General features: G+C 65.1%; 19 protein-coding genes. 10 read left to right on the top strand and 9 right to left on the bottom strand.

What is annotated here, in order from left to right; translation table 11 throughout:
* Positions 1–52: 52 nt before the first annotated feature.
* Positions 53–1,318: a glycerophosphodiester phosphodiesterase family protein gene (locus ABYB95_RS00095; protein ID WP_372656390.1), complete on the top strand. Its 1,266-nt coding sequence runs from the start codon at positions 53–55 to the stop codon at positions 1,316–1,318.
* A gap of 75 nt (positions 1,319–1,393) precedes the next feature.
* Here the strand turns inward: ABYB95_RS00095 and ABYB95_RS00090 are convergent, their stop codons facing one another.
* Complete coding sequence (locus tag ABYB95_RS00090) at positions 1,394–2,635, bottom strand: MFS transporter (protein ID WP_372656389.1); 1,242 nt, start codon at positions 2,633–2,635, stop codon at positions 1,394–1,396.
* A gap of 96 nt (positions 2,636–2,731) precedes the next feature.
* Here ABYB95_RS00090 and ABYB95_RS00085 point away from each other — a divergent pair, with 96 nt between their 5' ends.
* From ABYB95_RS00085 to ABYB95_RS00070, 4 genes are all read left to right on the top strand, one after another.
* A complete protein-coding gene (locus ABYB95_RS00085) occupies positions 2,732–3,691 on the top strand; it encodes a LysR family transcriptional regulator (RefSeq protein WP_372656388.1) in 960 nt (319 codons plus the stop codon).
* Positions 3,692–3,844: 153 nt separating this feature from the next.
* Positions 3,845–4,981 (top strand): MBL fold metallo-hydrolase, encoded by a 1,137-nt coding sequence (locus ABYB95_RS00080; RefSeq protein ID WP_372656387.1) that lies wholly within the window; start codon positions 3,845–3,847, stop codon positions 4,979–4,981.
* 80 nt (positions 4,982–5,061) lie between these two features.
* On the top strand, positions 5,062–5,631 hold the full coding sequence (locus ABYB95_RS00075) for a cytochrome b (protein WP_372656386.1): 570 nt from the start codon (positions 5,062–5,064) through the stop codon (positions 5,629–5,631).
* A gap of 55 nt (positions 5,632–5,686) precedes the next feature.
* The gene (locus ABYB95_RS00070) at positions 5,687–6,136 is read left to right on the top strand and encodes an SRPBCC domain-containing protein (protein ID WP_372656385.1); all 450 of its coding nucleotides are present in this window, start codon (positions 5,687–5,689) and stop codon (positions 6,134–6,136) included.
* A gap of 100 nt (positions 6,137–6,236) precedes the next feature.
* Here ABYB95_RS00070 and ABYB95_RS00065 read toward each other — a convergent pair whose 3' ends face one another.
* The 3 genes from ABYB95_RS00065 to ABYB95_RS00055 all read right to left on the bottom strand — a co-directional run bounded on the left by ABYB95_RS00065 (position 6,237) and on the right by ABYB95_RS00055 (position 10,605).
* Positions 6,237–7,106, bottom strand: a complete 870-nt coding sequence (locus ABYB95_RS00065; protein ID WP_372656384.1) for a class I SAM-dependent methyltransferase — start codon at positions 7,104–7,106, stop codon at positions 6,237–6,239.
* A gap of 168 nt (positions 7,107–7,274) precedes the next feature.
* Positions 7,275–7,988 carry a YebC/PmpR family DNA-binding transcriptional regulator gene (locus ABYB95_RS00060; protein WP_372656383.1) on the bottom strand — a complete coding sequence of 238 codons (714 nt, stop codon included), beginning with the start codon at positions 7,986–7,988 and terminating at the stop codon, positions 7,275–7,277.
* 82 nt (positions 7,989–8,070) lie between these two features.
* A complete protein-coding gene (locus ABYB95_RS00055) occupies positions 8,071–10,605 on the bottom strand; it encodes a PAS domain S-box protein (RefSeq protein WP_372656382.1) in 2,535 nt (844 codons plus the stop codon).
* A gap of 297 nt (positions 10,606–10,902) precedes the next feature.
* Here ABYB95_RS00055 and ABYB95_RS00050 point away from each other — a divergent pair, with 297 nt between their 5' ends.
* On the top strand, positions 10,903–11,652 hold the full coding sequence (locus tag ABYB95_RS00050) for a type 1 glutamine amidotransferase (RefSeq protein WP_372656381.1): 750 nt from the start codon (positions 10,903–10,905) through the stop codon (positions 11,650–11,652).
* Positions 11,653–11,724: 72 nt separating this feature from the next.
* On the opposite strand, the gene ABYB95_RS00045 is transcribed toward ABYB95_RS00050, so the two are convergent.
* The 3 genes from ABYB95_RS00045 to metK all read right to left on the bottom strand — a co-directional run bounded on the left by ABYB95_RS00045 (position 11,725) and on the right by metK (position 16,088).
* On the bottom strand, positions 11,725–12,528 hold the full coding sequence (locus ABYB95_RS00045) for an SDR family oxidoreductase (protein WP_372656380.1): 804 nt from the start codon (positions 12,526–12,528) through the stop codon (positions 11,725–11,727).
* Between the two features lie 41 nt (positions 12,529–12,569).
* A complete protein-coding gene (locus tag ABYB95_RS00040; RefSeq protein WP_372656378.1) occupies positions 12,570–14,651 on the bottom strand; it encodes a PAS domain S-box protein in 2,082 nt (693 codons plus the stop codon).
* A gap of 255 nt (positions 14,652–14,906) precedes the next feature.
* Positions 14,907–16,088, bottom strand: coding sequence for a methionine adenosyltransferase (gene metK / locus ABYB95_RS00035; protein WP_372656377.1), 1,182 nt, complete (start codon positions 16,086–16,088; stop codon positions 14,907–14,909).
* 167 nt (positions 16,089–16,255) lie between these two features.
* Between metK and ABYB95_RS00030 the strand changes: the two genes are divergently transcribed.
* Together ABYB95_RS00030 and ABYB95_RS00025 are read left to right on the top strand one after the other, a co-directional pair.
* Positions 16,256–17,140, top strand: a complete 885-nt coding sequence (locus tag ABYB95_RS00030) for a lysophospholipid acyltransferase family protein (protein WP_372656376.1) — start codon at positions 16,256–16,258, stop codon at positions 17,138–17,140.
* Positions 17,141–17,173: 33 nt separating this feature from the next.
* On the top strand, positions 17,174–18,097 hold the full coding sequence (locus ABYB95_RS00025) for a lipid A biosynthesis acyltransferase (protein ID WP_372656375.1): 924 nt from the start codon (positions 17,174–17,176) through the stop codon (positions 18,095–18,097).
* A gap of 9 nt (positions 18,098–18,106) precedes the next feature.
* On the opposite strand, the gene ABYB95_RS00020 is transcribed toward ABYB95_RS00025, so the two are convergent.
* Complete coding sequence (locus tag ABYB95_RS00020; protein WP_372656374.1) at positions 18,107–19,036, bottom strand: alpha/beta fold hydrolase; 930 nt, start codon at positions 19,034–19,036, stop codon at positions 18,107–18,109.
* A 50-nt stretch (positions 19,037–19,086) separates the two neighbouring features.
* The gene (gene yihA / locus ABYB95_RS00015) at positions 19,087–19,782 is read right to left on the bottom strand and encodes a ribosome biogenesis GTP-binding protein YihA/YsxC (protein WP_372656403.1); all 696 of its coding nucleotides are present in this window, start codon (positions 19,780–19,782) and stop codon (positions 19,087–19,089) included.
* A 225-nt stretch (positions 19,783–20,007) separates the two neighbouring features.
* Between yihA and ABYB95_RS00010 the strand changes: the two genes are divergently transcribed.
* Both ABYB95_RS00010 and ABYB95_RS00005 read left to right on the top strand, forming a co-directional pair.
* Positions 20,008–20,622, top strand: a complete 615-nt coding sequence (locus ABYB95_RS00010; RefSeq protein WP_372656373.1) for a cytochrome c — start codon at positions 20,008–20,010, stop codon at positions 20,620–20,622.
* 181 nt (positions 20,623–20,803) lie between these two features.
* Positions 20,804–21,360: cytochrome c biogenesis protein ResB (locus tag ABYB95_RS00005; protein ID WP_372656372.1), on the top strand; the 557-nt coding region annotated here is incomplete at its 3' end.

Here is a 21,360-nt window from a genome sequence, read left to right as displayed (position 1 = left end):
CTTCGCACACCCTATCGATGCCCAACCGATCCACTCACCCAAGAGGAACCCCATGCGCCAACTGATTCTCGGACTCGCCTTGCTGAGCCTGGCCGCTGGAGCCGCCCAGGCTTCACCGCGCCACCACGACAAGCGCCACCAACACTTCGAACGCTATTCCCAGGTGCAACTGGGCCAGCGCCCGTTTTTTCTCATGGACGACCTGGAAGACGGCCCCTTGAAGCAGCGCCTGCAGCAATGCGCACAGCGCGGCAACTACACGGCACGCGACTTTTCCATTGGCCACCGTGGCGCCTCGCTGCAGTTCCCCGAGCACACGCAAGAGTCTTACGTGGCCGCCGCCCGCATGGGTGCGGGCATCGTGGAATGCGACGTGACCTTTACCAAGGACAAGGAACTGGTCTGCCGCCACGCGCAGAACGATTTGCACACCACGACCAACATCCTGGTCACGCCGCTGGCCGCCAAGTGCACCAAGCCCTTTGTGCCCGCCACGCTGGACGCCAACGGCAAGGTACTCAGCCCCGCCAGCGCCGAATGCCGCACCAGCGACCTCACGCTGGCCGAGTTCAAGACCCTGCGCGGCAAGATGGACGCATCCAACCGCGCCGCCCTCACGCCCGAAGAGTTCCAGGGTGGCACGGCCAACTTCCGCACCGATCTCTACGCAGGCCCCACCAGCGGCACGCTGATGACGCACCGCGAAAGCATCGAGCTGTTCAAGAGCCTGGGCGTGAAGATGACACCCGAGCTCAAGAGCGCCAGTGTGGCGATGCCGTTCGACGGCTTTACGCAGCAGGACTACGCGCAGAAGATGATCGACGAATACAAGCAAGCCCGCGTGCCGGCGCGCGACGTGTGGCCGCAATCGTTTGATCAGCAAGACGTGCTGTACTGGGTGAAGAACGAGCCGGCCTTCGGCCGCCAGGCGGTGTATCTGGACGACGCCAACACCGTGGCCGATCTGCCCACCGCAGCCGAGCTGCTGAACTACAAGCGCCAGGGCATCAACACCGTGGCTCCGCCCATCTTTGCGTTGCTCGACGTGGATGGCCGAGGCGACATCGTGCCCTCGGCCTACGCGCGCAACGCCAAAGCCGCCGGGCTGGACATGATCGCCTGGTCGCTGGAGCGCTCGGGCATCCTGGCCGACGGCAACAACGGCTTCTACTACCAGAGCTTTGACCAGGCGATCAAGACCGAGGGCGACACCTTGCGTGTGCTCGACGTGCTGGCCCGCCAGGTCGGTGTGATCGGTGTGTTCTCCGACTGGCCCGCCACCACCACCTTCTACGCCAACTGCGCCAACCTGCGCTGAGTTCCGGCACCGGCCTTGGCATCAAAAACGGGGGCCACACGCGTGTGGCCCCCGTGCTGTTTTTGCGCCGGGTGATCAGACCGTGCGGGCGCTGGAGGGCCACAAGCGCACCAGCAGCGCCGCCACCGCCGTGCCGGTGGCCAGTGCCGTGACGCCCATCCAGCCCCACCGTGCCAGGAGCAGATTGCCCAGGGCGGAGCCCAGCGCCATGCCGGTGAACATGCCCACGAACAACACCGTGTTGAGGCGGCTGCGGGCGGCGGGATCGATGCCGTAGACCAGGGTCTGGTGCGCCACCAGCGAGACCTGGGCTCCGAGGTCGAATCCAACCGCGCATACCACCAGCAAGCACAGGCCCGCCGGCGCCGACAGGCCTGGCAGGAAGACCATGGCGGCAAAGCTGAAAACGGCAAGCCCAGTGCCCAGCGCGATCACGCGCTCGGGGCCGTGGCGGTCGGAGAAGCGGCCCGCCAGGGGCGCTGCCAGTGCGCCGGCGGCACCGGCCAGGCCAATGGCGCCCGCCGCCGCGCTGCCCAGGTGGATGGGCGCGCCGTGCAGCATCAGCGCCAGGGTGGACCAGAACGCGCTGAACCCCACCGACAACAAGCCTTGCGCCAGCGCGGCGCGGCGCAGCACCGCGTGCCGCAGCCAGAGCTGGCCCAACGAAGCGAGCAGGGCACCGTAGGCCAGTTGGGTGGTGGGTACAAAGCGGGGCAGGTGGCGCCACAGCGCCACACCGATCAGCGCGATGCTGGTCGCCGCCGCAAAGAACATGGCGCGCCAGCCAAATTGTTCGGCCACCAGACCGCTGACCGCGCGCGAGAGCAGGATGCCCAGGAACAGGCCCGTCATCACCGTGCCCACGGTTCTGCCGCGGTGGGCCGCCGGTGCCACGGTGGCCGCTGCCGGCACGATGTCTTGCGCCAGGGAGGCGGACAGGCCGGTGAACAAGCCCGTGACCAGCAAGGCCCACAGCGAGGGTGCCATACCCGACAGCAACAACGCGAGGGTCAGCGCGACCGCTTTGCCCAGAATGATCTGGCGGCGGTCGTAGCGGTCGCCCAGCGGCGCCAGGAACAGTATGCCCAGGGCATAACCCAGCTGAACGAGGGTGGGCAGCCAGCCGATGGCGCTGGTGCTGGCGCCGATGTCTGCCGCCAGCACACCCAACATGGGCTGGCTGTAATACAGAGCCGCCACCCCAAGGCCCGCCCCGGTGGCCAGGACCAGCACCAGCGCGCTCGGCAGGTCGGGCTCGGCCCTCGCCACGACCTGGGCTTGGCCCGCTAATTCATTCGATATCGGAATGCATGACATGGTGTAAACCCTTAAATATTCGTTGAAACGGATTCTGAAAGGGTTTTCAATGCTTGCGTAGGGGGTGAAAAGGCAAAACGTATATACGATGCACGTATGAGCAAGCTCGGACAGACGACCACAGCCGCGACCGACCGCATCGGTTTGATGCAAACCTTCGTCACCATCGTGGAGGCGGGTAGCCTGTCGGCGGCGGCAGCCCGCATGGGCACCACACAGCCCACGGTGAGTCGGCGGCTGCAAGCCCTGGAAGCCTCGCTCGGCGTGCCGCTGCTCAAGCGCTCCACGCACGCCATGGCACTCACCGAAGACGGCGCGCGCTGCTTCGAGCGGGCCAAAGAATTGTTGGCCAACCTCGAAGCCTTCGAGTCCGACATGCGTGGTGTGGGCGACCAGCCCGACGGCATGCTGCGGGTGGTCGTGCCCCATGCGTTCGGGCAAGGCCAACTGGTCCACCCGCTGACCGAGTACCTGAACCGCTACCCCGGCGTATCGGTGGACTGGCTGCTGCACGACGGTGTGCCCAACTTCATCGCCAGCGGCATCGACTGCGCGATCCTGGTCGGCGAAGTGACCGACCCCACCCTGGTGGCGATCCGCTTGTCGCAAGTGCCCCGCATCGTGGCCGCCGCGCCCTCTGTGCTGACCCACCAGGCGGTGCCCGCCCACCCGTCGGCGCTGGCGGCCTTGCCCTGGCTGGCGCTGCGCACCTATTACCGCGACCACATCGTGCTCACCTGCTCGCGCAGCGGCGAGCGGGTGCGTTTGCCGATCCAGCCGCGCATGAGCACTGATAGCCTTTTTGCGTTGCGCAGCGCGGCCTTGCTGGGTCTGGGTGTGTGCGTGGGCTCGTCCTGGCTACTGGCCGACGACCTCGCCGCGCAGCGACTGGTGCAGCTCACCCCCGACTGGCAGGCCGAACCGCTGCCGCTCCACCTCGTCTACCCATATGCGCGCTTCTACCCGGCCCGCCTGCGCCGCTTCATCGAAGTCATGCGCGCCCGCATACCGCCGATCTTCGAAACCGAGGTGAACGCCCCTTTGGCCAGGCCTTGAACCGGGCAGCGGCACGCACGCAAAAGTCCGGTGTCTGGCACCATGGCATGTGCGTGCCGGGTCGTCTGCGGTTTCTCCCAGGGTAGACCCCCATGCGTGCAAGCACCCAGCGCTGCTGCTGGCTTTTGATCCCCGTTTCACGGAGCCTTTGCCATGCAATCATTCGGTACCCGCGCCCAAGGCGAACGCCTGGAGCGCATGCAGGCCTCGCCGCGCTGGAGCGGCCAGGGCTTTCGCAATGTGCACCCCATCACACCCGGCCTGCGCGACAAGAGCGTGGGCACGCCCTCGGTCAAAGACTTTCTGCTCGGCGGTGAGCGCCGCACGCCCGGCGCGCCTTTGCCCTCGCTGGACCCCCGCGAAGCCTGGGGCCGCCCGGCCGCCAGCGGCTTGCGCGCCACCTGGCTCGGCCACTCCACCGTGCTGCTGGAAATGGACGGCCACCGCGTGCTGACCGACCCGGTCTGGGGCACGCGCGCCTCGCCGTTCCGCCTGGTCGGCCCCAAGCGTTTTCAACCCGTGCCGCTGCGCTTGCGCGAAATGCCCGAGGTGGACGTGGTCGTGATCTCGCACGACCACTACGACCACCTCGACTACCCCACCATCCGTGCGCTGGCCCGCCACAGCGCCGTGCCCTTCGTCACCTCGCTGGGCGTGGGTGCCCATCTGCAGGCCTGGGGCGTGGCGCCCGAGCGCATCACCGAGCTCGACTGGTGGCAAAGCCACCGCGTGCCGGGCACTGGCCTCACGGTCACCGCCGCACCTTCGCAGCATTTTTCAGGCCGGGGTTTGAAAGACCGCAACGCCACGCTGTGGTCGTCCATCGTCGTGCACAGCGAAAACCACAGCGTGTTCTTCAGTGGCGACACCGGCCTCACCACCGAATACGCCACCATCCGCGAACGCCTGGGCCCGTTCGATCTGGTCATGCTCGAAGTGGGTGCCTTCCACCCCTCCTGGGGCGATATCCACCTGGGCCCGCTCAACGCCCTCAAGGCCCACGAACTGCTGGGCGGCGGCGCTTTCTTGCCGGTGCACTGGGGCACCTTCAGCCTGGCCATGCACGCCTGGGACGAACCCGCCGAAACCCTGGTGGAGCACGCTCCCTTGCGAGACGTGCTGCTCATGCCGCGTTTGGGTGAAGCGGTGGAACCCCGGGAGCAAAGATCGTTTCAACCCTGGTGGCGAGGTTTGGATGCGCCACGGTCGGGAAGCGCATGTGCCAAGCCGGAGGCGGCTCCGCGCACCGCCGAGCGTTCAACCGAAGAGCTGCCCTGGCCGCTGGATTAGCGCTGCGTCGGGGTGGGTCTGGCTTCATATTCGGTTAACGTGGTCGGCTCAGAATGTGGCCACCTACCAGCGGAGCCAGCATGAAAAAATCCCCATCGAACCGTTACGACCCACTCAGCATGGCCTTTCACTGGGTCACGGCGATCGCCGTGCTGATGGCCTTCATCTTGGGCCCCGGCGGTTTTGGTCGCTTGCTGCACAACGGGGTCGATCCCGGCACCCACAGCGATATCGTCTGGCACGAATCGCTGGGGATTTTGATTTTTGTACTGACTGCGCTGCGCCTGCTCTGGGTGGCGGTGCGGCCAGCCGCACCGCAAGTGGCCATGCCCGGGCTGATGCGGCTGGTCAGCAAGCTTGCGCACCTGGCGCTGTGGACCTTGTTGCTGATCACCCCCATCACCGCGTTCCTGACCCTGGGCAGCGAAGGCGCTCCGCTGACGCTGCTGGGTGGCCTGCGCGTGGAGCAGCTCGGCTTTATCGCCCATTCCTTTTTGGCCCCACTGGCCGACTGGGGCGACGTGCACAGCTTGCTGGGCGACGCGATCATCTGGCTGGCGGGTCTGCACGCGGTGGCGGCCCTTTTCCACCACATCAAACTCCAGGACGGTGTGCTGGTTTCGATGCTGCCGTGGATCAAAGTGCGTTGATGCGCTGGCCGACCGACGCGCGGAAAAATCCTCTTTTCGTCAGAAGGTGATGCCCATGTCTCCAACGAGGATCCCGGATGCGACCCTGCGCACCGAGCGCCTTTTTTCGGCCAGCCCGCAACAGGTATTCGCCGCCTTCGAGCAGGCGGATCAACTCGCGCGGTGGTGGGGCCCCAAGGACTTCAGCAACAGCTTTGAGCGGTTCGAATTCCGGCCCGGTGGGCGCTGGATTTTTGTGATGCATAGCCCCAACGGGGCCGATTATCCCAACGAGAGTGTGTTTCGCGAAATCGAGCCAGAAGCTCGAATCGTGATCGAGCACGTGGCGAAGCCGTGGTACCGGCTCACGGTGACGCTGAGCGCGCGCGGCGAGCAAACGCAGCTGGTCTGGGCCCAGGCATTTGAGAGCCCCGAGGTCGCGGCCAAGATGCGTGGTCTCGCCGAACCCGCCAACGAACAGAACCTGGACCGCCTGCAAGCGCTGCTCGCGGCTGGAGGTTCCTGAGCCCGATCCGTGGACTGGCTCGACGCTCGGCCATTCCATGCGGCGCTATTCGCTGCACGGGCACAAAGTTCGGTATGTGAAGCCTTTGCGTGAACCGGGTTTAGTCGGCGGCCCGCGCCGCCGTCAGCAGCAATGCGTTCGGCCCGACCCAGCCATCGGCGGTGGTGAAGCGGGCTAGGCGTTGCTCCATTTCGTCCCAGGCGGCTGCGGCGGCCTGGGGTTCGAGGCGCCCCAGGATCTGCTGTACCGGGCTGGCCGAGGAGCGCACGAAGTCGAGGTAGTGGCGCACCGAAGGCAGGCGAAAAGGCGCGTCCAGCGAGGTGGTGGCCACGTGTTGAAAGCCCGCCGCGCGGTACAACTCGTCGAGCCGGCCGGGCTGGCCCAGGCTCATCAGGCCACCGGGCTGGAACGGGTCGCGCGGCGGCAGGCCCGCGTGTTCGAGGGCGGTGGACATCAGGATGGCGGTGCAGGGGTTGTGCGCAGGCCCAGCGAACACCAGGCTGCAGATGCCGCCGCCGGGACGCAAGGCCCGGTGCATGGCTTGCAGGCCGCGCAGTGGATCGGGGAAAAACATCAGGCCCAGGCGGCACACCACCGCGTCGAAACTGGCGGGCTCAACCGGCAACTCCTCGCCGTCGGCCACCAAGGTGTGGACGTTGGCCCAACCCGCCTGGTCCGCGTTGGCCTGGGCCAGGGCCAGGATGGCGGGTGAAAGATCGGTGGCCAGCACCCGGCCTTGTGGGCCCACGCGCTGGGCGATGTCCAGCGTCTGGTCGCCCGAGCCCGCCGCCACGTCGAGCACTTGCGCGCCAGGGCGAATGGAGGCCATGTCCATCATGGCGTCGGTGGCGCGGCGCAGCCAGGCCCGGATCGCTGGGTGGTGCTGGTTCCAGCCACTGGCGGATTGGTTCCATTGGGTGCGTTGCTGCGCCTTGAAAGCGGAGCTGTCGGGGGCTGGGAGCGTGCTCATGGGGATCTCCTGGTGGTTGCCGCCGCAGAGGGTGTGGCGCGCCCAGCATAGGTGTTCACGAGCGGCGCCGCCAGCCGAAGATTTGCACGGTGGGGCCGCGCTTTTGCACCGCCCGTTGCGCACGCCAGCGGCTGCCGGGGCAGGTGCCCGGCATGGTGTGAGTTAGCCTTAGCCGCCCAGACCTGCGTACACGTGCTGCACGTCTTCGTTGGCGTCCAGCGCTGCCAGAAAGGTTTCCACTTCTTCCAACTGCTCGGCGCTGAGACTGCTGGGGTCCACCGGATGCTTCGGGCGGTAGGCGAGCTGGCTGGACAAGACCGTGAAGCCGTGGGCGGGCAGGGCGCGGCTCACCAGATCGAGGTCGGTCGGGTCGGTGATGAAGCGGGTCGTGCCTTCGTCTTCACCGGGTTCAAAGTCTTGTGCCCCGGCTTCGATGGCGGCGAGTTCGGCATCGGCATCGGGCGTGGCGGGCTCGGCCTCGATGTGGCCGACATGGTCAAAGTCCCAGGCAACCGAGCCCGATGTGCCTTGTTGGCCTTTGCGGAACAGGACGCGCATGTCGGACGCCGCGCGGTTCACGTTGTCGGTCAGGCACTCCACCATCACCGGCACCTGGTGGGGGGCGAAACCTTCGTACATCACGGCGTCAAATTGCACGCTTTCGCCGGTGAGGCCTGCGCCCTTTTTGATGGCGCGGTCCAGTGTTTCCTTGGGCATGGAGACTTTGCGTGCCTGTTCCACCACCAGACGCAAGCGGGCGTTGGCGGCCGGGTCGGCACCGTGGCGCGCAGCGATCATGATGTCTTTGGCGAGTTTGCCAAACAGCCTGCCCTTGGCGTTGGCGGCCAGATCCTTGTGTTTTGCTTTCCACTGCGCGCCCATGGCTGATGTCTCCGGTGATGGTGTTGAGTCGGTCTCCGAGTGTAGGGGTTGGCGCTGGTGACCCGCCGGGGCCTGCCCAAGATCAGTGGGTCAGGGCTTGCCCGGTCGCTGCGCTGGCCACGGTGAAACTGAAGGTGGCACCCTGACCGGGTGCGGCCTCGGCGACGATGTTGCCACCGTGGCGTTGCACGATGCGCTGCACCGTGGCCAGTCCGATGCCGATGCCCGGGAATTGATCTTCCTGGTGCAGGCGCTGGAAGGGTTGAAACAATTGTTCGGCATAGGCCGGATCAAAGCCGGCGCCGTTGTCGGCCATGCAAAACCAGGTGCGGCCCTCGTCGGATCGGGCAAAAAAGTGGATGTTGGCCGCTTCGGTTTTGCCGGTGTACTTCCAGGCGTTGCTCACCAGGTTGGTGATGAGCGCGTCCATCATGCGCGCATCACCGGTGACCTGCAAACCCGGTTGTACGCTGCAGTTGACCTGGCGCGACGGGTCGCTCCTGGCCAGCTCCGCCAGGCGCCGCGAGGCGAGTTCGGACAGGTCCACGGTATCGAGCCGGAGCTCGTCGCGGGCGCTGCGCGAAAGCGCCAGAATGCCTTCGATGAGCCCGCTCATTTTTTCGCTGGCAGCGGTGATCTGTTGCAGGCAGTTCTTGGCGTCGTCGGTGAGGCGATCGCCGTACTCGCTCACCAGGATCTGCGAATAGCCCTCCATGGCACGCAAGGGCGCGCGCAGGTCGTGCGAGACGGTGTAGGCAAAGCTGTCCAGTTCCTGGTTGGCCAGGCTGAGTTCAGCGGTGCGGTCGGCCACCCGTTTTTCCAGCGTGGCCGTGAGGTTCTGTACCTCGGCTTCGGCGCGCCTGCGCTCGGTGATGTCCAGGGCGTAGGTCATGCGGCTGATGGCTTGACCCTGGGTATCGCGCAGCACCGTGATGTCCAGCAGCACCGGGAAGCGGCTGCCGTCTTTGCGCAGGTGTTCGGTTTCGAAAACCGCGTGCGACAGCGTCTCCAGTTGTTCCGCCATGTACCGCAGATACGGCAGGCGGTCGGGCGGGCAGAGAGCGCTCAGTGGCATACCGACCATCTCGTCGCGTTCGTAGCCCCGGTCGCGCGCGAACGCCGGGTTCACCGCGATGAAGCTGTTGGAATGCGGGTCGGCGAGCGCCAGTCCCAATTGCGCATGCTCGAACGATTCGGCCCAGAGCCGCAACTTGCTCTCGGTCTCGCGGCGCTCGGTCACGTCGTTGAAGCTGGAGAGCAAGCCGTCTGCCAGCACACTGGCGTGCACTTGCACGATGCGTTCGACGCCGTCTTTGCGCGTGATCCGGTATTCGCCGATCAACACGTTGCCATCGACCTTTTCTGCATCGGTCAGGATGTTTTTCCAGGTACTCAGCACCTGTTCCCGGTAAGCGAGGTCGGGGTAGGCCTGCTTCCACCAGGCGGACAGCGTGGGGATTTCTTCTTGCGTGAAGCCAAACATCTGGTCGAAGCGCGCGTTTTGCGCCAACACCTTGCCGTCGCGTGCGGCCAGCCGCAAACCCACCGGTGCGTCCTGGAACAAGCGGCGGAACCGCGCTTCGCTGTGGCGCAGGTTGGCGGCCGTCGCATCGAGCAGACTGCGCGCGGCGCGGATTTCCTGGATCTCCAACGCCATGGGCGAGGGCGTGTGTTGCGTGAGCGATGCCACCGCCCGACCGAGTCGGCGGCCGCCTGCCACGCCACCGAGCAGGCCACCCAGTGAGGTCAAGAGCAACAGCAAGGCCAATACCGTGCCCGCAGTGAGCAAGGGTGCCCAACGCACCTGGCGCGGAATTTCCAATACCACCGACCAGGGCGAGGCGCCAGAGTGCAACTCGAAGCGGCCTTCTTCGTGCATGTCGTTGGCCGGGTCCAGATCGGGGGGCTGTACCTGGGCGATGACCTCGCCACGGCCATCGCGCAAACTCATGACCCAACCCGCAGGCAGAGCGAATTGGTCCAGCAACTCCTGAAAATGCCGGGTTTCCATCGGGCTGAGCAGCACAAATGCTGCCTTGTCGTGGCGCAGCACCGGCACGGCGATCGCCACCAGGCGTTCGTTGGCGACCGGGCCAATGAAGCTGTCGCCCACGGCCGGCCAGCCGGTGGACACCGCCGCAGGCGCCGCCGCGTGCCCTTGGGGTTTGGGCAATGCGGGCAGCTTGCTGCCGTAGGGCAAACGTGTGTTGAACAGCATCTGCATCGGCTCGGCGACATCGGACAGCACCACGTGCGAGTCGAAGCTTTCGTAGAAGCCCTGGGCCTCTTGGTACAGGGCGGGCCATTGCGCGGGGTTGTCCACCAGCGGCGAAACCGCGAGCATGTTCAAGGCGCGGATGCGCGCGTTCAGATGTTGGTCGACGGCGGCGCTGAAGTTGCGCACCAGATTGTTCGCCTCCTGGTCTTGCGCGGTTCGCAGCGAGCGCACGCTGTCGTAGGCCAGCCAGACCGCGAGCAGCAACAGCGGCAACACACACAACCAGACCAGCCGGGTGAGATAGGCTTGCAGCGAGGTTCCCGTTTCCGCGCGTGCGGCGGCGCTGGCCGGGTCTTCCGGCGTGCGACCCGTGGGGTCTGGTGGGAACTTGGTCTGCATCGATCGCCTTGTGCTTTTGGATGAATGGCTTGCAACACGGACCAGCGATATGTGTTCGCTGGCGTGCTCTCCATCGGCATGGGTTGGCTGGAACCCACTGTCTCACGCTTTTATACAAAGTCGCAACTGTATGGACATGTATCGCACTGTTAGGCTTGGCAACACATGGCGTGGCTCTGTGTGGTTTGTCACGAAAGAGCATTTTTTGATGGTCCCAAGCCGTGTGCACCCGGCAGATCGGCGCCACCGGCCCCTGCCGTACCGTGCGCGTCAGCATGGATTTTTAGAATGGCCGACATGAACGCCATGACCGACAAAACCCAGGCCCGTCCGTGTGATGTGCTGGTGCTGCAACACACCCTGGAAGACGGCCCCGGTTACCTGGGCCATTGGCTGGACACGCAAGGCGTGGGCTGGCAGGCGCTGTGCACGCAGGCCGACGAGGCCTACCCCGCATCGGTGGCCGGCTACAGAGCGCTGGCGGTGCTGGGTGGTGAATGGAGTGCCAACGACGACCGCGCCAGCCTGCGGCAGGCCGAGGCGCTGATACGCGAGGCCGACGCGCTGGGCATTCCGGTGCTGGGTCACTGTCTGGGCGGGCAGCTCATGGCACGCGCTTTCGGGGCGCGCATCGCGCGGCTGGACGCGCCCGAGGTCGGGTGGATGGATATCCACATCGCCGACTCGGCGCCCGCGCAAGACTGGTTGGGCCCGGCCGGTGTGGCCAAGGTCTACCAATGGCATTACGACGGTGTGGTGGACTTGCCGGCGGGAGCCCAGGGGCTGGCACGGTCGGCCGCCTGCGCGCACCAGGCTTTTGCGCTGGGGCCGCACCTGGCCATGCAGTTCCACATCGAGATCACGCCGCTCAAAATCCAAGCCTGGCTGGAGCATCCCGGCGAGGTGTATCCCGCTGCTGTTCACACGCACCCGGCCAGCGTGCAAGACACGCAGACCATGCACCGGGCGACCGAGCAGCATCTGGCGGGCAGCGAAGCGCTGGCACGCCGGATCTACCAAACCTGGCGCACCCGCTGGCGGGCTTGAGGCTGAACCGCACTCGCATGGGATTTGCGGATGCGGTTCGTCAGCGGTGGCGTGGGGCGGCGTTCAGACTCTTCAGAAGTGGGCCAGGTAGCCGCCATCGACCACCAGCACTTGCCCTGTGATGTAGCTGCTGGCGGCTGAGGCCAGAAACACCGCCGCACCGGCGATCTCGTCCGGTTGACCCCAACGGCCCAGCGAGCTGCGCTGTTGCAGCCATTGGGCAATCTCCGGGGCCGCGACCATGGCCGCGTTGGTTTCGGTGGCGAAATACCCTGGGGCAATGGCGTTCACGTTGATGCCGTGGGGACCGAGTTCGGCGGCCAGCGCGCGGGTCATGGCCTCCAGCGCGCCCTTGGTGGTGGTGTAGGCAGCATCGCCCGCGCGGGCCACCGGGCCGGCAATGGAAGTGGTGTTGATGATGCGACCACTTCCCTGGGCGCGCATGGCCGTGGCGGCTTCGCGGCACAAATGCCAGGCCGATAGCAGATTGGTTTCCAGCAGCTCGCGCAGCGCCTGGGTGGGCAATTCGCTCAAAGGCAGGCGTCGGCGCTGGCCGACGTTGTTGAGCAGCACGTCGAGCCGACCGCTGTGGTCCAGCAAGTGGGCCAAGGCTTTGGTGGTGGCGGCTTCGTCGGCGACGTCGAAGGCCAGCGCCTGAGCACGACCGCCCGTGCCCTGTGCGGCGGCTTGCACCTGCGCCACCGCCGCTTGCAAACCCTGTGCGTCGCGGCCATTGAGCCAGACGCTGGCACCGTGGCTGGCCAGCGCCGTGGCCATGCAGAGCCCCAGACCCCGGCTGGCGCCGGTGACCAGGGCCACCCGCCCATGCAGCGAAAAAAGACCGGGCGGAGAAGGGTTTGGAAGGGCGTTGTTCACGCCGCGATTATCGACCGGGGACGCGCAGGCCCCGCAGGGGCTCAGTCGGTGAGCTCGGCCATGGCCGATTGTGCGAACGCAAGTTCGGGCTCGGGTTCCAATCCCTCGAACGGCAGTGTGAAATAGAAGGTGCAGCCTTCGCCAGGGCTGGTCTCGGCCCAGATGCGCCCGCCGTGGCGCTCAAAAATGCGCTGGGCCAGTGCCAGACCGGTGCCGGTCCCTTCGAAGTCCATGGAGTGGTGTTGGCGCTGGAACATCACGTACAGGTTGTGTGCTTTTTCGAGGTCGAAGCCGACGCCGTCGTCCTGTACATAGAAAGTGCGACCGCCCACCGGATTGACCTTCCAGCCGACCCGGATGTGCGCCACTTCGCGTGGTCGGCTGTACTTGACCGAGTTGCTCAACACATTGCCCCAGGCCTGGGCCAGCAGCATGGCGTCGCCGCGCACCACCGGCAGATCGTCTTCGATCACCCATTCGATCTTGCGATCGGGGTTTTCCGATTTCAGGTGGGCGATCACGCCGTCCAGCAGCGGGTTGAGTGGCACGGGCTGGGTGTCGAGCGCGACGCGCCCGATGCGGGCATATTCCAGCAGGCCTTCGAGCATGTGGCTCATGCGCTTGCTGGAGTTGAAGATCGAGCCCAGGTATTGCTTGCTGGCTTTGTCGGCGGCTTCGCCCAATTGCTCCTGCAGCAGCGTGGCAAAGCTGGATATGTGGCGCAGAGGGGCGCGCAGATCGTGCGAGATCATGTGCGAGAACACATCCAGATCTTTGTTCGCGGCCACCAGTTGCTGGGTCCGTTCGGCGACGCGTTTTTCCAGTTCCTTGTTGAGGTCGTTCATCACGTCCTCCAGGCATTTGGCCGCCGTCATGTCGCGGGTGATGCTGGACAATCCCTGGAGATCGCCCGCTTCGTTGCGCAGCGCGGTCAGCACCGTGTGGGCCCAGAAACGGGAGCCGTCGTCGCGCAGACGCCAGCCCCGTGTTTCCCATTGGCCGTGTGCCTTGGCCAGGCGCATCACCTGCTCGGCGTCGGTGTCGTCTTCGCCGGCGTTGTCGGCAGAGATCAGTTGTTGGTAGGGCTTGCCCAGCATCTGCTTGCGCTCGTAGCCGTGCAGCCGCTGCGCGCTCTCGGTCCAGTCGGTCACCAGGCCTTCTTCGTTCACAAAGTAAATGCAGTAGTCCTGGATCGCGTCCACCATCAACCGGTAGCGCTGCTCGCTCTCAAACAGCTCGGTGGTGCTTTCGCGCACCCGCTCTTCCAGATCGCGGTTGGCTTCGAGCACAAACTCCTCGGTGCGCCGACGCTCGCTGATGTCGTGCACCTCGATGAAGATGCCTTCCACCGAGCCCAGCTGGGTATCGGGGATGTAGTGGATTTCAAAGAAATTGCGGATGCCGTCGGCGCTCACCCGTTCGGCTTCAAAGAGCTGGGGTTTTCCGCTCAGCGCTTCGGCCACGCGAGGGAGGATTTCGGACATCAATTCCGGGCGCACGACTTCGGTCAGGTGGGAGCCCACCAAGTCGGCGGGCTGCTTGCCATACCGGGCCGCCTGGGCCAGGTTGGTGAAGCGGCAAATCAGATTCTTGTCGTAATACGACAAGCGCGCCGGAATGCGGTTGGTGATGGCGAGCAGGAAATTTTCCTGCGATGTCCGGCCCTCGTCCGACAGGCCGGTCCCGGAGAGGTCGACCAGGGTGGCATGGCTGTGCAGAAACTGGCCTTCGGCATCGCAGACGGGGGTCGAACTCAGCAAAGCCGGAAATGTGCTGCCATCTTTGCGCTGGATTTTCAGTTTCCAGGGTTCACCGGGGTGCGGGCTGCAGAGAAATTGCGCCTGGCTCCGGTGGGCTTCACGCTGCTGGACTTCGATCAAATCCAAGAACCCGAGTTGCCCGACCATGTCCTCCCGGCTGTAGCCCAGCCAGTCCAGCAGCGTCTGGTTCACCCGGGAAAAGCGCTGTTCGGCGTCCAGGGTGAACTGCCCGCTGGGCGACTGTTCGTAGAGGGCCTGTGCGCGCTGCAACTCCTGCTCCAACGCTTGCAGGCGCTGAGCAACCGAGGCATCGGGATCGTCGGAAATGAGGCCGGTCCGATTCGGGCTGAGGGCGGTATCCATGGGTGAGGGCTCCAGGTCTTGGCTGCGCGCAGCGGTAAATGACGTTCCTCCTTCTTATCGGACGTTGCAAGCAAAAATTCAGCGCTGAAGCCGGGCTTTGGGCAAAGACCGTGGGTCGTGGAGCGAAAAAAAAGCCCTCTGACAACGGCCAGAGGGCTTTTTCGGAAAGTTTGCGCACGCTAACCGGGGTTTCCCCAGGCGGCGAAACCCGCCTGGGCTGTGACAGATGTCACGCTGTGGTCGCCGCCCCTGTTTTTACAGGCCCGCTGCGGCCCGCAATGTGGCCGCCTTGTCGGTCTTTTCCCAGGTGAATTCGGGTTCTTCGCGGCCAAAGTGGCCGTAGGCGGCGGTTTTTTCGTAGATCGGGCGCAGCAGGTCCAGCATCTGGATGATGCCCTTGGGACGCAGGTCGAAGTGGGCCAGGATCAATTTCGCGATGTCAGCGTCCGGGATCACGCCCGTGCCTTCGGTGTAGACCGTGACGTTCATCGGGCGGGCCACGCCAATGGCGTACGCCACCTGGATCTGGCATTGCCGCGCCAGACCGGCGGCCACGATGTTCTTGGCCACGTAGCGGCAGGCGTAGGCGGCCGAACGGTCCACTTTTGTGGGGTCTTTGCCGCTGAACGCACCGCCGCCGTGTGGGCAGGCGCCGCCATAGGTGTCGACGATGATCTTGCGCCCGGTCAGACCGCAATCGCCCTGGGGGCCGCCGACGACAAAACGCCCGGTCGGGTTGATCAGGTATTCGGTCTCCAGCAGCCACTCTTTGGGCAGCACCGGCTTGATGATTTCTTCGATGATGGCTTCGGTGAACGAGGCCTTCATCTTGTGTGCGGACTCCGACTGATCGGGGTGGTGCTGGGTGGACAGCACCACGGTGGCGATGCTGTGGGGCTTGCCGTCCACATAGCGCATGGTCACCTGGCTCTTGGCATCGGGGCGCAGAAAGGGCAGGCGGCCGTCCTTGCGCAGCTGCGCCTGGCGCTCCACCAGGCGGTGAGCGTAGTAAATCGGTGCGGGCATCAGCTCGGGCGTTTCGTCGCAGGCGTAGCCGAACATAAGGCCCTGGTCGCCAGCGCCGGTGTTCAGGTGGTCGTCCGACGCGTGATCGACGCCCTGCGCAATGTCGTTGCTCTGCTTGTCGTAGGCCACCAGCACCGCGCAGCCCTTGTAGTCGATGCCGTAGTCGGAGTTGTCGTAACCGATACGCTGGATGGTGTCGCGCGCGACCTGGATGTAGTCGACGTGCGCGTTGGTGGTGATTTCACCGGCGAGCACGACCAGACCGGTGTTGGTCAGGGTCTCTGCGGCCACGCGCGAGAGCGGGTCTTGCTTGAAGATCGCGTCGAGGATCGCGTCGGAAATCTGGTCGGACACCTTGTCGGGGTGGCCTTCAGAGACGGATTCGGAAGTGAAGAGAAAATCGTTCGCCATATAAACTCCTGTGATGGTGGATCGGCGTTGCCGGTCTGTCACAGTTCGGCGAACGCTTTAGCGGAATTTGTGAATCGCCCCGCAATTAGTTCAATAACTCGGCGATGGCGCGATTCTAAATCAAGCCCTTTGGCCGTTGTTTTTTTGTTGTTTTCACCCCCATCCCGGTGGGGCCAGTCCCTGACCCTGCCTTGGCCCGATTCGTCCACCTCCTTTTTCTCTGTTTGAGCAAGTTCCCGTTGCCGGTGTTGCACGCGGCGGGCTGGGTGCTGGGCTGGCTCAGCTTTTTGCTCTCGGGGCGCTACCGGCGGCGCTTGCTGGCCCATGCCCGGCGCGCCGGATTTTCGTCTGGGGTGGCGCTGGCATCGGTGGGGGAGGCGGGCAAGATGGTGGCGGAGCTGCCGCGGCTGTGGCTGGGGCGACCGGTGCGCGTGGGCTGGGAGGGTGCCGCGCACATCGAGGCGGCGCACGCGCATGGCACGGGCGTGTTGTGCCTCACGCCACACCTGGGGTGTTTTGAAGTCACCGCCCAGGCCTATGCCCAGCGCTTCGGGGCGGTCCACGGCATGAAGGTGTTGTTTCGCCCGCCACGCCAGCTTTGGTTGCGCGATCTGGTCGAGCAGGCGCGTTCCCGCCCCGGTCTGGTGCCGGTGCCCACCACTTTGGCCGGTGTAAAAAAACTGATCCAGGCGCTCAAGGCGGGCGAGGCCGTGGGTTTGTTGCCCGATCAGGTGCCGCCCAAGGGCTTGGGCGTGTGGGCCGATTTTTTTGGCCAAGCCGCCTTCACCATGACCTTGTCGGCCCGTCTGGCCCATGCGGCCCAGGCGCAGGTGGTGTTGGTCTGGGGCGAGCGGCTGAGCTGGGGCCGTGGTTACCTGGTGCATGTGCGGCCACTGAGCTTGGCGCAGGGGGCTTTGGCCACCGATCCGACGCAGGCGGCTTTGCAGATCAACCAGGCCATGGAATCGCTGGTGCGAGAATGCCCGCGGCAGTACCTCTGGGGCTACGACCGCTACAAGACCCCGCCGGGGCAGGCGCCTCGTCCTTCCTGACCGCGCGTTTGCCCACCGCTTTTTTTGCACCACATGACCCCAACCCGTTTGCACGCCTTGCGCCATTTCGTGGCCCACAACTGGGGCAACCGCCTGGGCCTGGCCTGGATGCGCTTGCTGGCGCGCTGTCCTTTGCCGCTGGTGCGGGGCTTGGGTTGGATCATGGGACGGGTCTTGCACGCGGTGGCTGCGCGCCGGCGCCGCATCGCCCGCATCAACTGGGCTTTGTGCTTTCCTGAGCAGACCGAGGCCGAGCGCCAGCGCGCGGTGCGGCGGCACTTCGTGTTGTTTGCGCAGGCCTGGCTGGACCGCAGCTGGATATGGGAAGGGCGCGAGGCGGTGGTGCGCCAGCGCCTGAAGCTGGTGGGGGACCTGGACGCTTTGAGCGGCGACGAACCCACGGTGTTGTTTGCCCCGCACTTTGTCGGCATGGACGCGGGCTGGACGGCCCTGACCGTGCATGTGCAGCGCCGTTTCTGCGGCATTTACGCGCGCCAGCTCAATGCCGGCGTGGACCATTGGATGTCCGCCGGTCGCCAGCGCTTTGGTGACCCTCACATCGTTGCCAAGAGCGAAGGGCTCAAGCCCCTGGTGGCGGCTTTGCGCGCGGGTGAACCGCTGTACCTGTTGCCCGACATGGACTACGGCCCGCGCGATTCGGTGTTTGTGCCGTTTTTTGGCGTGAACACCGCCACCGTGCCCTCGCTCTCGCGTTTTGCCCGCATGGGGCGTGCGCGGGTGGTGGCGGTGGTGAGTCGGCTCACACCGCAGGGCTACGAGGTCGAGATCCGTTCGCCCTGGTCCGGTTTTCCGTCCGACGACGCCACGGCCGACACCGCCGCCATGAACCGCGCGCTGGAAACCATGATCGCCACAATGCCCGAGCAGTACTACTGGGTGCACAAGCGCTTCAAGACCCGGCCTGCGGGCGAGGCCAGCGTTTACGGCCGCGACTGAGCGGCCCGCTCAGACAGGCGCTGCGCCGCGCAAAAAGGGTGTCAACAACTGCGCCACGCGTTCGGGCTGCTCGTGCACGATCCAGTGGGTGGCGCCGGGCACGCGCTCGATGCGCAGGTCGGCCACATAGCCGTCCAGTCCATCGAGCAGGCTGGGAGGCAAGGCCGTATCGTCCATCCCCCAGACCACCAGCGTGGGCACGTTCACTTCCAGCATGTTGCGTGGCAACTGCACGGCCGCAGCACCCGGGTTTTCTGCCGTGGGTGGGCGCAGCGGCGAGGCGGCGTAATACGCACAGGGACCGTGCAAGCCTTGGCGCCAGACCGCGCGAAAGCGCTCGCGCATGGCCTCGTCCAGCCAGGCCAGGTGGGTGCCACCGTGGCCCATGCCGGTGAAGAAGGGCCACAGGCGTTCGAAATCGTTGTGAGCCAACAGCGCGGGGGCTTCGGGCGTGGCCAGGAAGTTCATGTACGCGCTGGCGGCCTGCTGGGCGGGGTCGTGGGCCAAGGCCTGGCAAAAAGCGCCCGGGTGTGGCGAGTTCACGATGACCAGCTTGTGCAGCAGCGCTGGCTGCAGGGCGGCGAGATTCCAGGCCACGGCACCACCCCAATCGTGCGCGATCAGGCCCGCGACCTGGCCCGGCGTGGGGCTGTCCCGGGTTTCGATCTGGATCAGGGCGGTGATGTCCTGCACCAAGTGTTTGGCCCGGTAGGCCGACACCTCGGTGGGGCTGCTGGAGTGTTCGTAGCCGCGCAGATTCGGTGCCACGCAGCGAAAGCCTCCGTTTTCGGGCCGCGCAAAGTGGGTCAGCAGCCCGTCCCAGATGAAAGCCGCTTCGGGGAAGCCGTGCAGAAAGAGCAGCACCGGGCGCCCCGGTTCGCCCGCGCTGCGGCAACTCAGGGTGGTGCCGTGGGGCAGGGCTTGGAGGTAGGTGTTCATCGGCGCACGTGTCGTTGTGTGGGCCGATGAACGGGAGCGCAGAAGCGTTCTTATTCGTCCAGGGCCGGTGGTTCGTCTTCCAGGGTCGGCGCTTCGGAGCGGACCGGTGCCTGGGCTTTGGCGGGCTCGTGGGTCCATTGCCAGAGCAATTGGGCGACCTCGTCGAGACCTTGCTTTTTCAAGGCAGAAAAGAGTCTGGCCTCACCGCCGCCGGTTTGCAGTCGCGCAATCGACAGCGCTTTGTTGGCCTCGGTCCGGTTGAGCTTGTCCGACTTGGTCAGCAGCACCAGAAAATGCAGGCCTTCCTCCACCCGCGGGCGTATGACTTCGAGCAGGATGTCGTCGAGCTCGGTCAAGCCCAGCCGCGGGTCGATCAGCATCACCACCGCCTTCAGGTTCTTGCGCGTCATCAGGTAATTGCCCATGACACGTTGCCAGCGCAGCTTGGCCTCGCGCGGCACGGCGGCGTAGCCGTAGCCCGGCAAATCGGCCAGCACCGCATCGGTTGTGCCCTGTTTGCCCATGGCGAACAGGTTGATGCTCTGGGTGCGGCCCGGTGTCTTGGAGGCGAACGCGAGGCGCTTTTGCTGCGTCAGCGTGTTGATGCAGGTGGACTTGCCGGCGTTGGAGCGGCCCACGAAAGCGATCTCCGGCACATCCAGCTCCGGCAGGTGGATGAGCTGGGGTGCGGTGGTCAGAAAGCGCGCCGTGTGCAGCCAGCCGTGAATGGCTTTGATCTCGGGCATATCGACGCCGGGCGCCGGGCGCACGCCGTCTGAAAGGGAAGCGGCCACAGGGGCCGGGGCGTTCAAGGACGAGGGAAGAAGGGAGGGGGCAGGGGCTTGTGGTTTGGTCATTTGGGGTTTTCCCGGTGGGAGCCCGGTGGGACATTGTAAAATCGTTGGGCTTCAGGCCAGTAGAGCCGCCGCCTTCTTCAACCCGACTCCGTCGAACAAGACACACGCCCCGCAATGAAACTGTCTGCTTCACTCCTTTGCGCCGCTGCTTTTGCGGCCCTGTCGTTCAGTGCCCAGGCGCAGTCGGTCAAGCCCGATCTGGCCAAGGGTTCGGCCCAATTCGGTCAAGTCTGTGTAGCTTGCCATGCTGCCGACGGCAATTCGACCACACCCGTCAACCCCAAGCTGGCCAATCAGCATCCGGAATATCTGGTCAAGCAATTGCAAGAGTTCAAGTCGGGCAAGCGCGACAACGCCATCATGAAGGGTTTTGCCGCTGCGCTGTCCGAAGACGACATGCGCAACATCGCCTATTGGCTGGCCGATCAGAAGGCCAAACCCGGTTTTGCGCAAGAAAAAGATCTGGTGCGCCTGGGTGAACGCATTTACCGCGGTGGCATCGCCGATCGCCAGATCGCCGCCTGCGCGGGCTGCCACAGCCCCAACGGTGCCGGTATTCCGGCCCAATACCCCCGCCTGTCTGGCCAGCACGCCGATTACACCGCCAGCCAGCTCAACGCGTTTCGCAGCGGCGCGCGCGCCAACAGCGTGCAAATGACCGGTGTGGCCGCCAAGATGAACGACCAGGAAATCAAGGCGGTGTCCGATTACATCGCGGGCTTGCGCTGATCGCCGGTCGGGCAAAGCCCCGGACTTGATCGGGTCTATAAGTCAGTGGTGATGTTTGGCGTCACAATGTCAGAACACTGCGTTTTGCATTGAACCGATAGCCAGGCGTTGCATCTCAACAGGGCGTGTTCTGGTTTGACCAGGCCCGCCCTTTTTGTTTGACGGTCCTTTTTCCTTCCCCATGAGCGTATCCACCCAAGGCATCGAGATCCGCACCCGCTCCCGCGTGGTGGGCGCCACCGTCGAGCTGCTGTCTTCCATGCGGTTCTCCATTTCGCTGCTGACCGTGATTTGTATCGCGTCGGTCATTGGCACCGTGGTCAAGCAGCACGAGCCGGCGAACAACTATGTCAACCAGTTCGGGCCGTTCTGGGCCGACGTGTTCGAGCGCGCCAGCCTGTTCTCGGTCTACAGCGCCTGGTGGTTTTTGCTCATCCTGGCGTTTCTGGTGACCAGCACCAGTTTGTGCATCGCGCGCAACACGCCCAAAATTTTCACCGACTTCAAGGCTTTCAAGGAAAACATCCGTGAACAAAGCCTGAAGGCTTTCCCGCACCGGGCCGCAGCCGAGCTGGACGAAACGTCCGAAAGCGCTGCCCACCGGATCGGCCAGACCCTGCTGGCCTCGGGATGGAAAGTGAAGCTGCAGTCGCGCGACACCGCCGAGGGCGAGGGCTGGATGGTGGCGGCCAAGGCCGGTACCGCCAACAAGATCGGTTATCTGGCGGCGCACAGCGC

This window comes from Hydrogenophaga sp., from assembly GCF_041633695.1.
Taxonomy (GTDB): Bacteria; Pseudomonadota; Gammaproteobacteria; order Burkholderiales; family Burkholderiaceae_C; genus Hydrogenophaga.
This window is presented reverse-complemented; position numbering and strand designations above follow the sequence as displayed.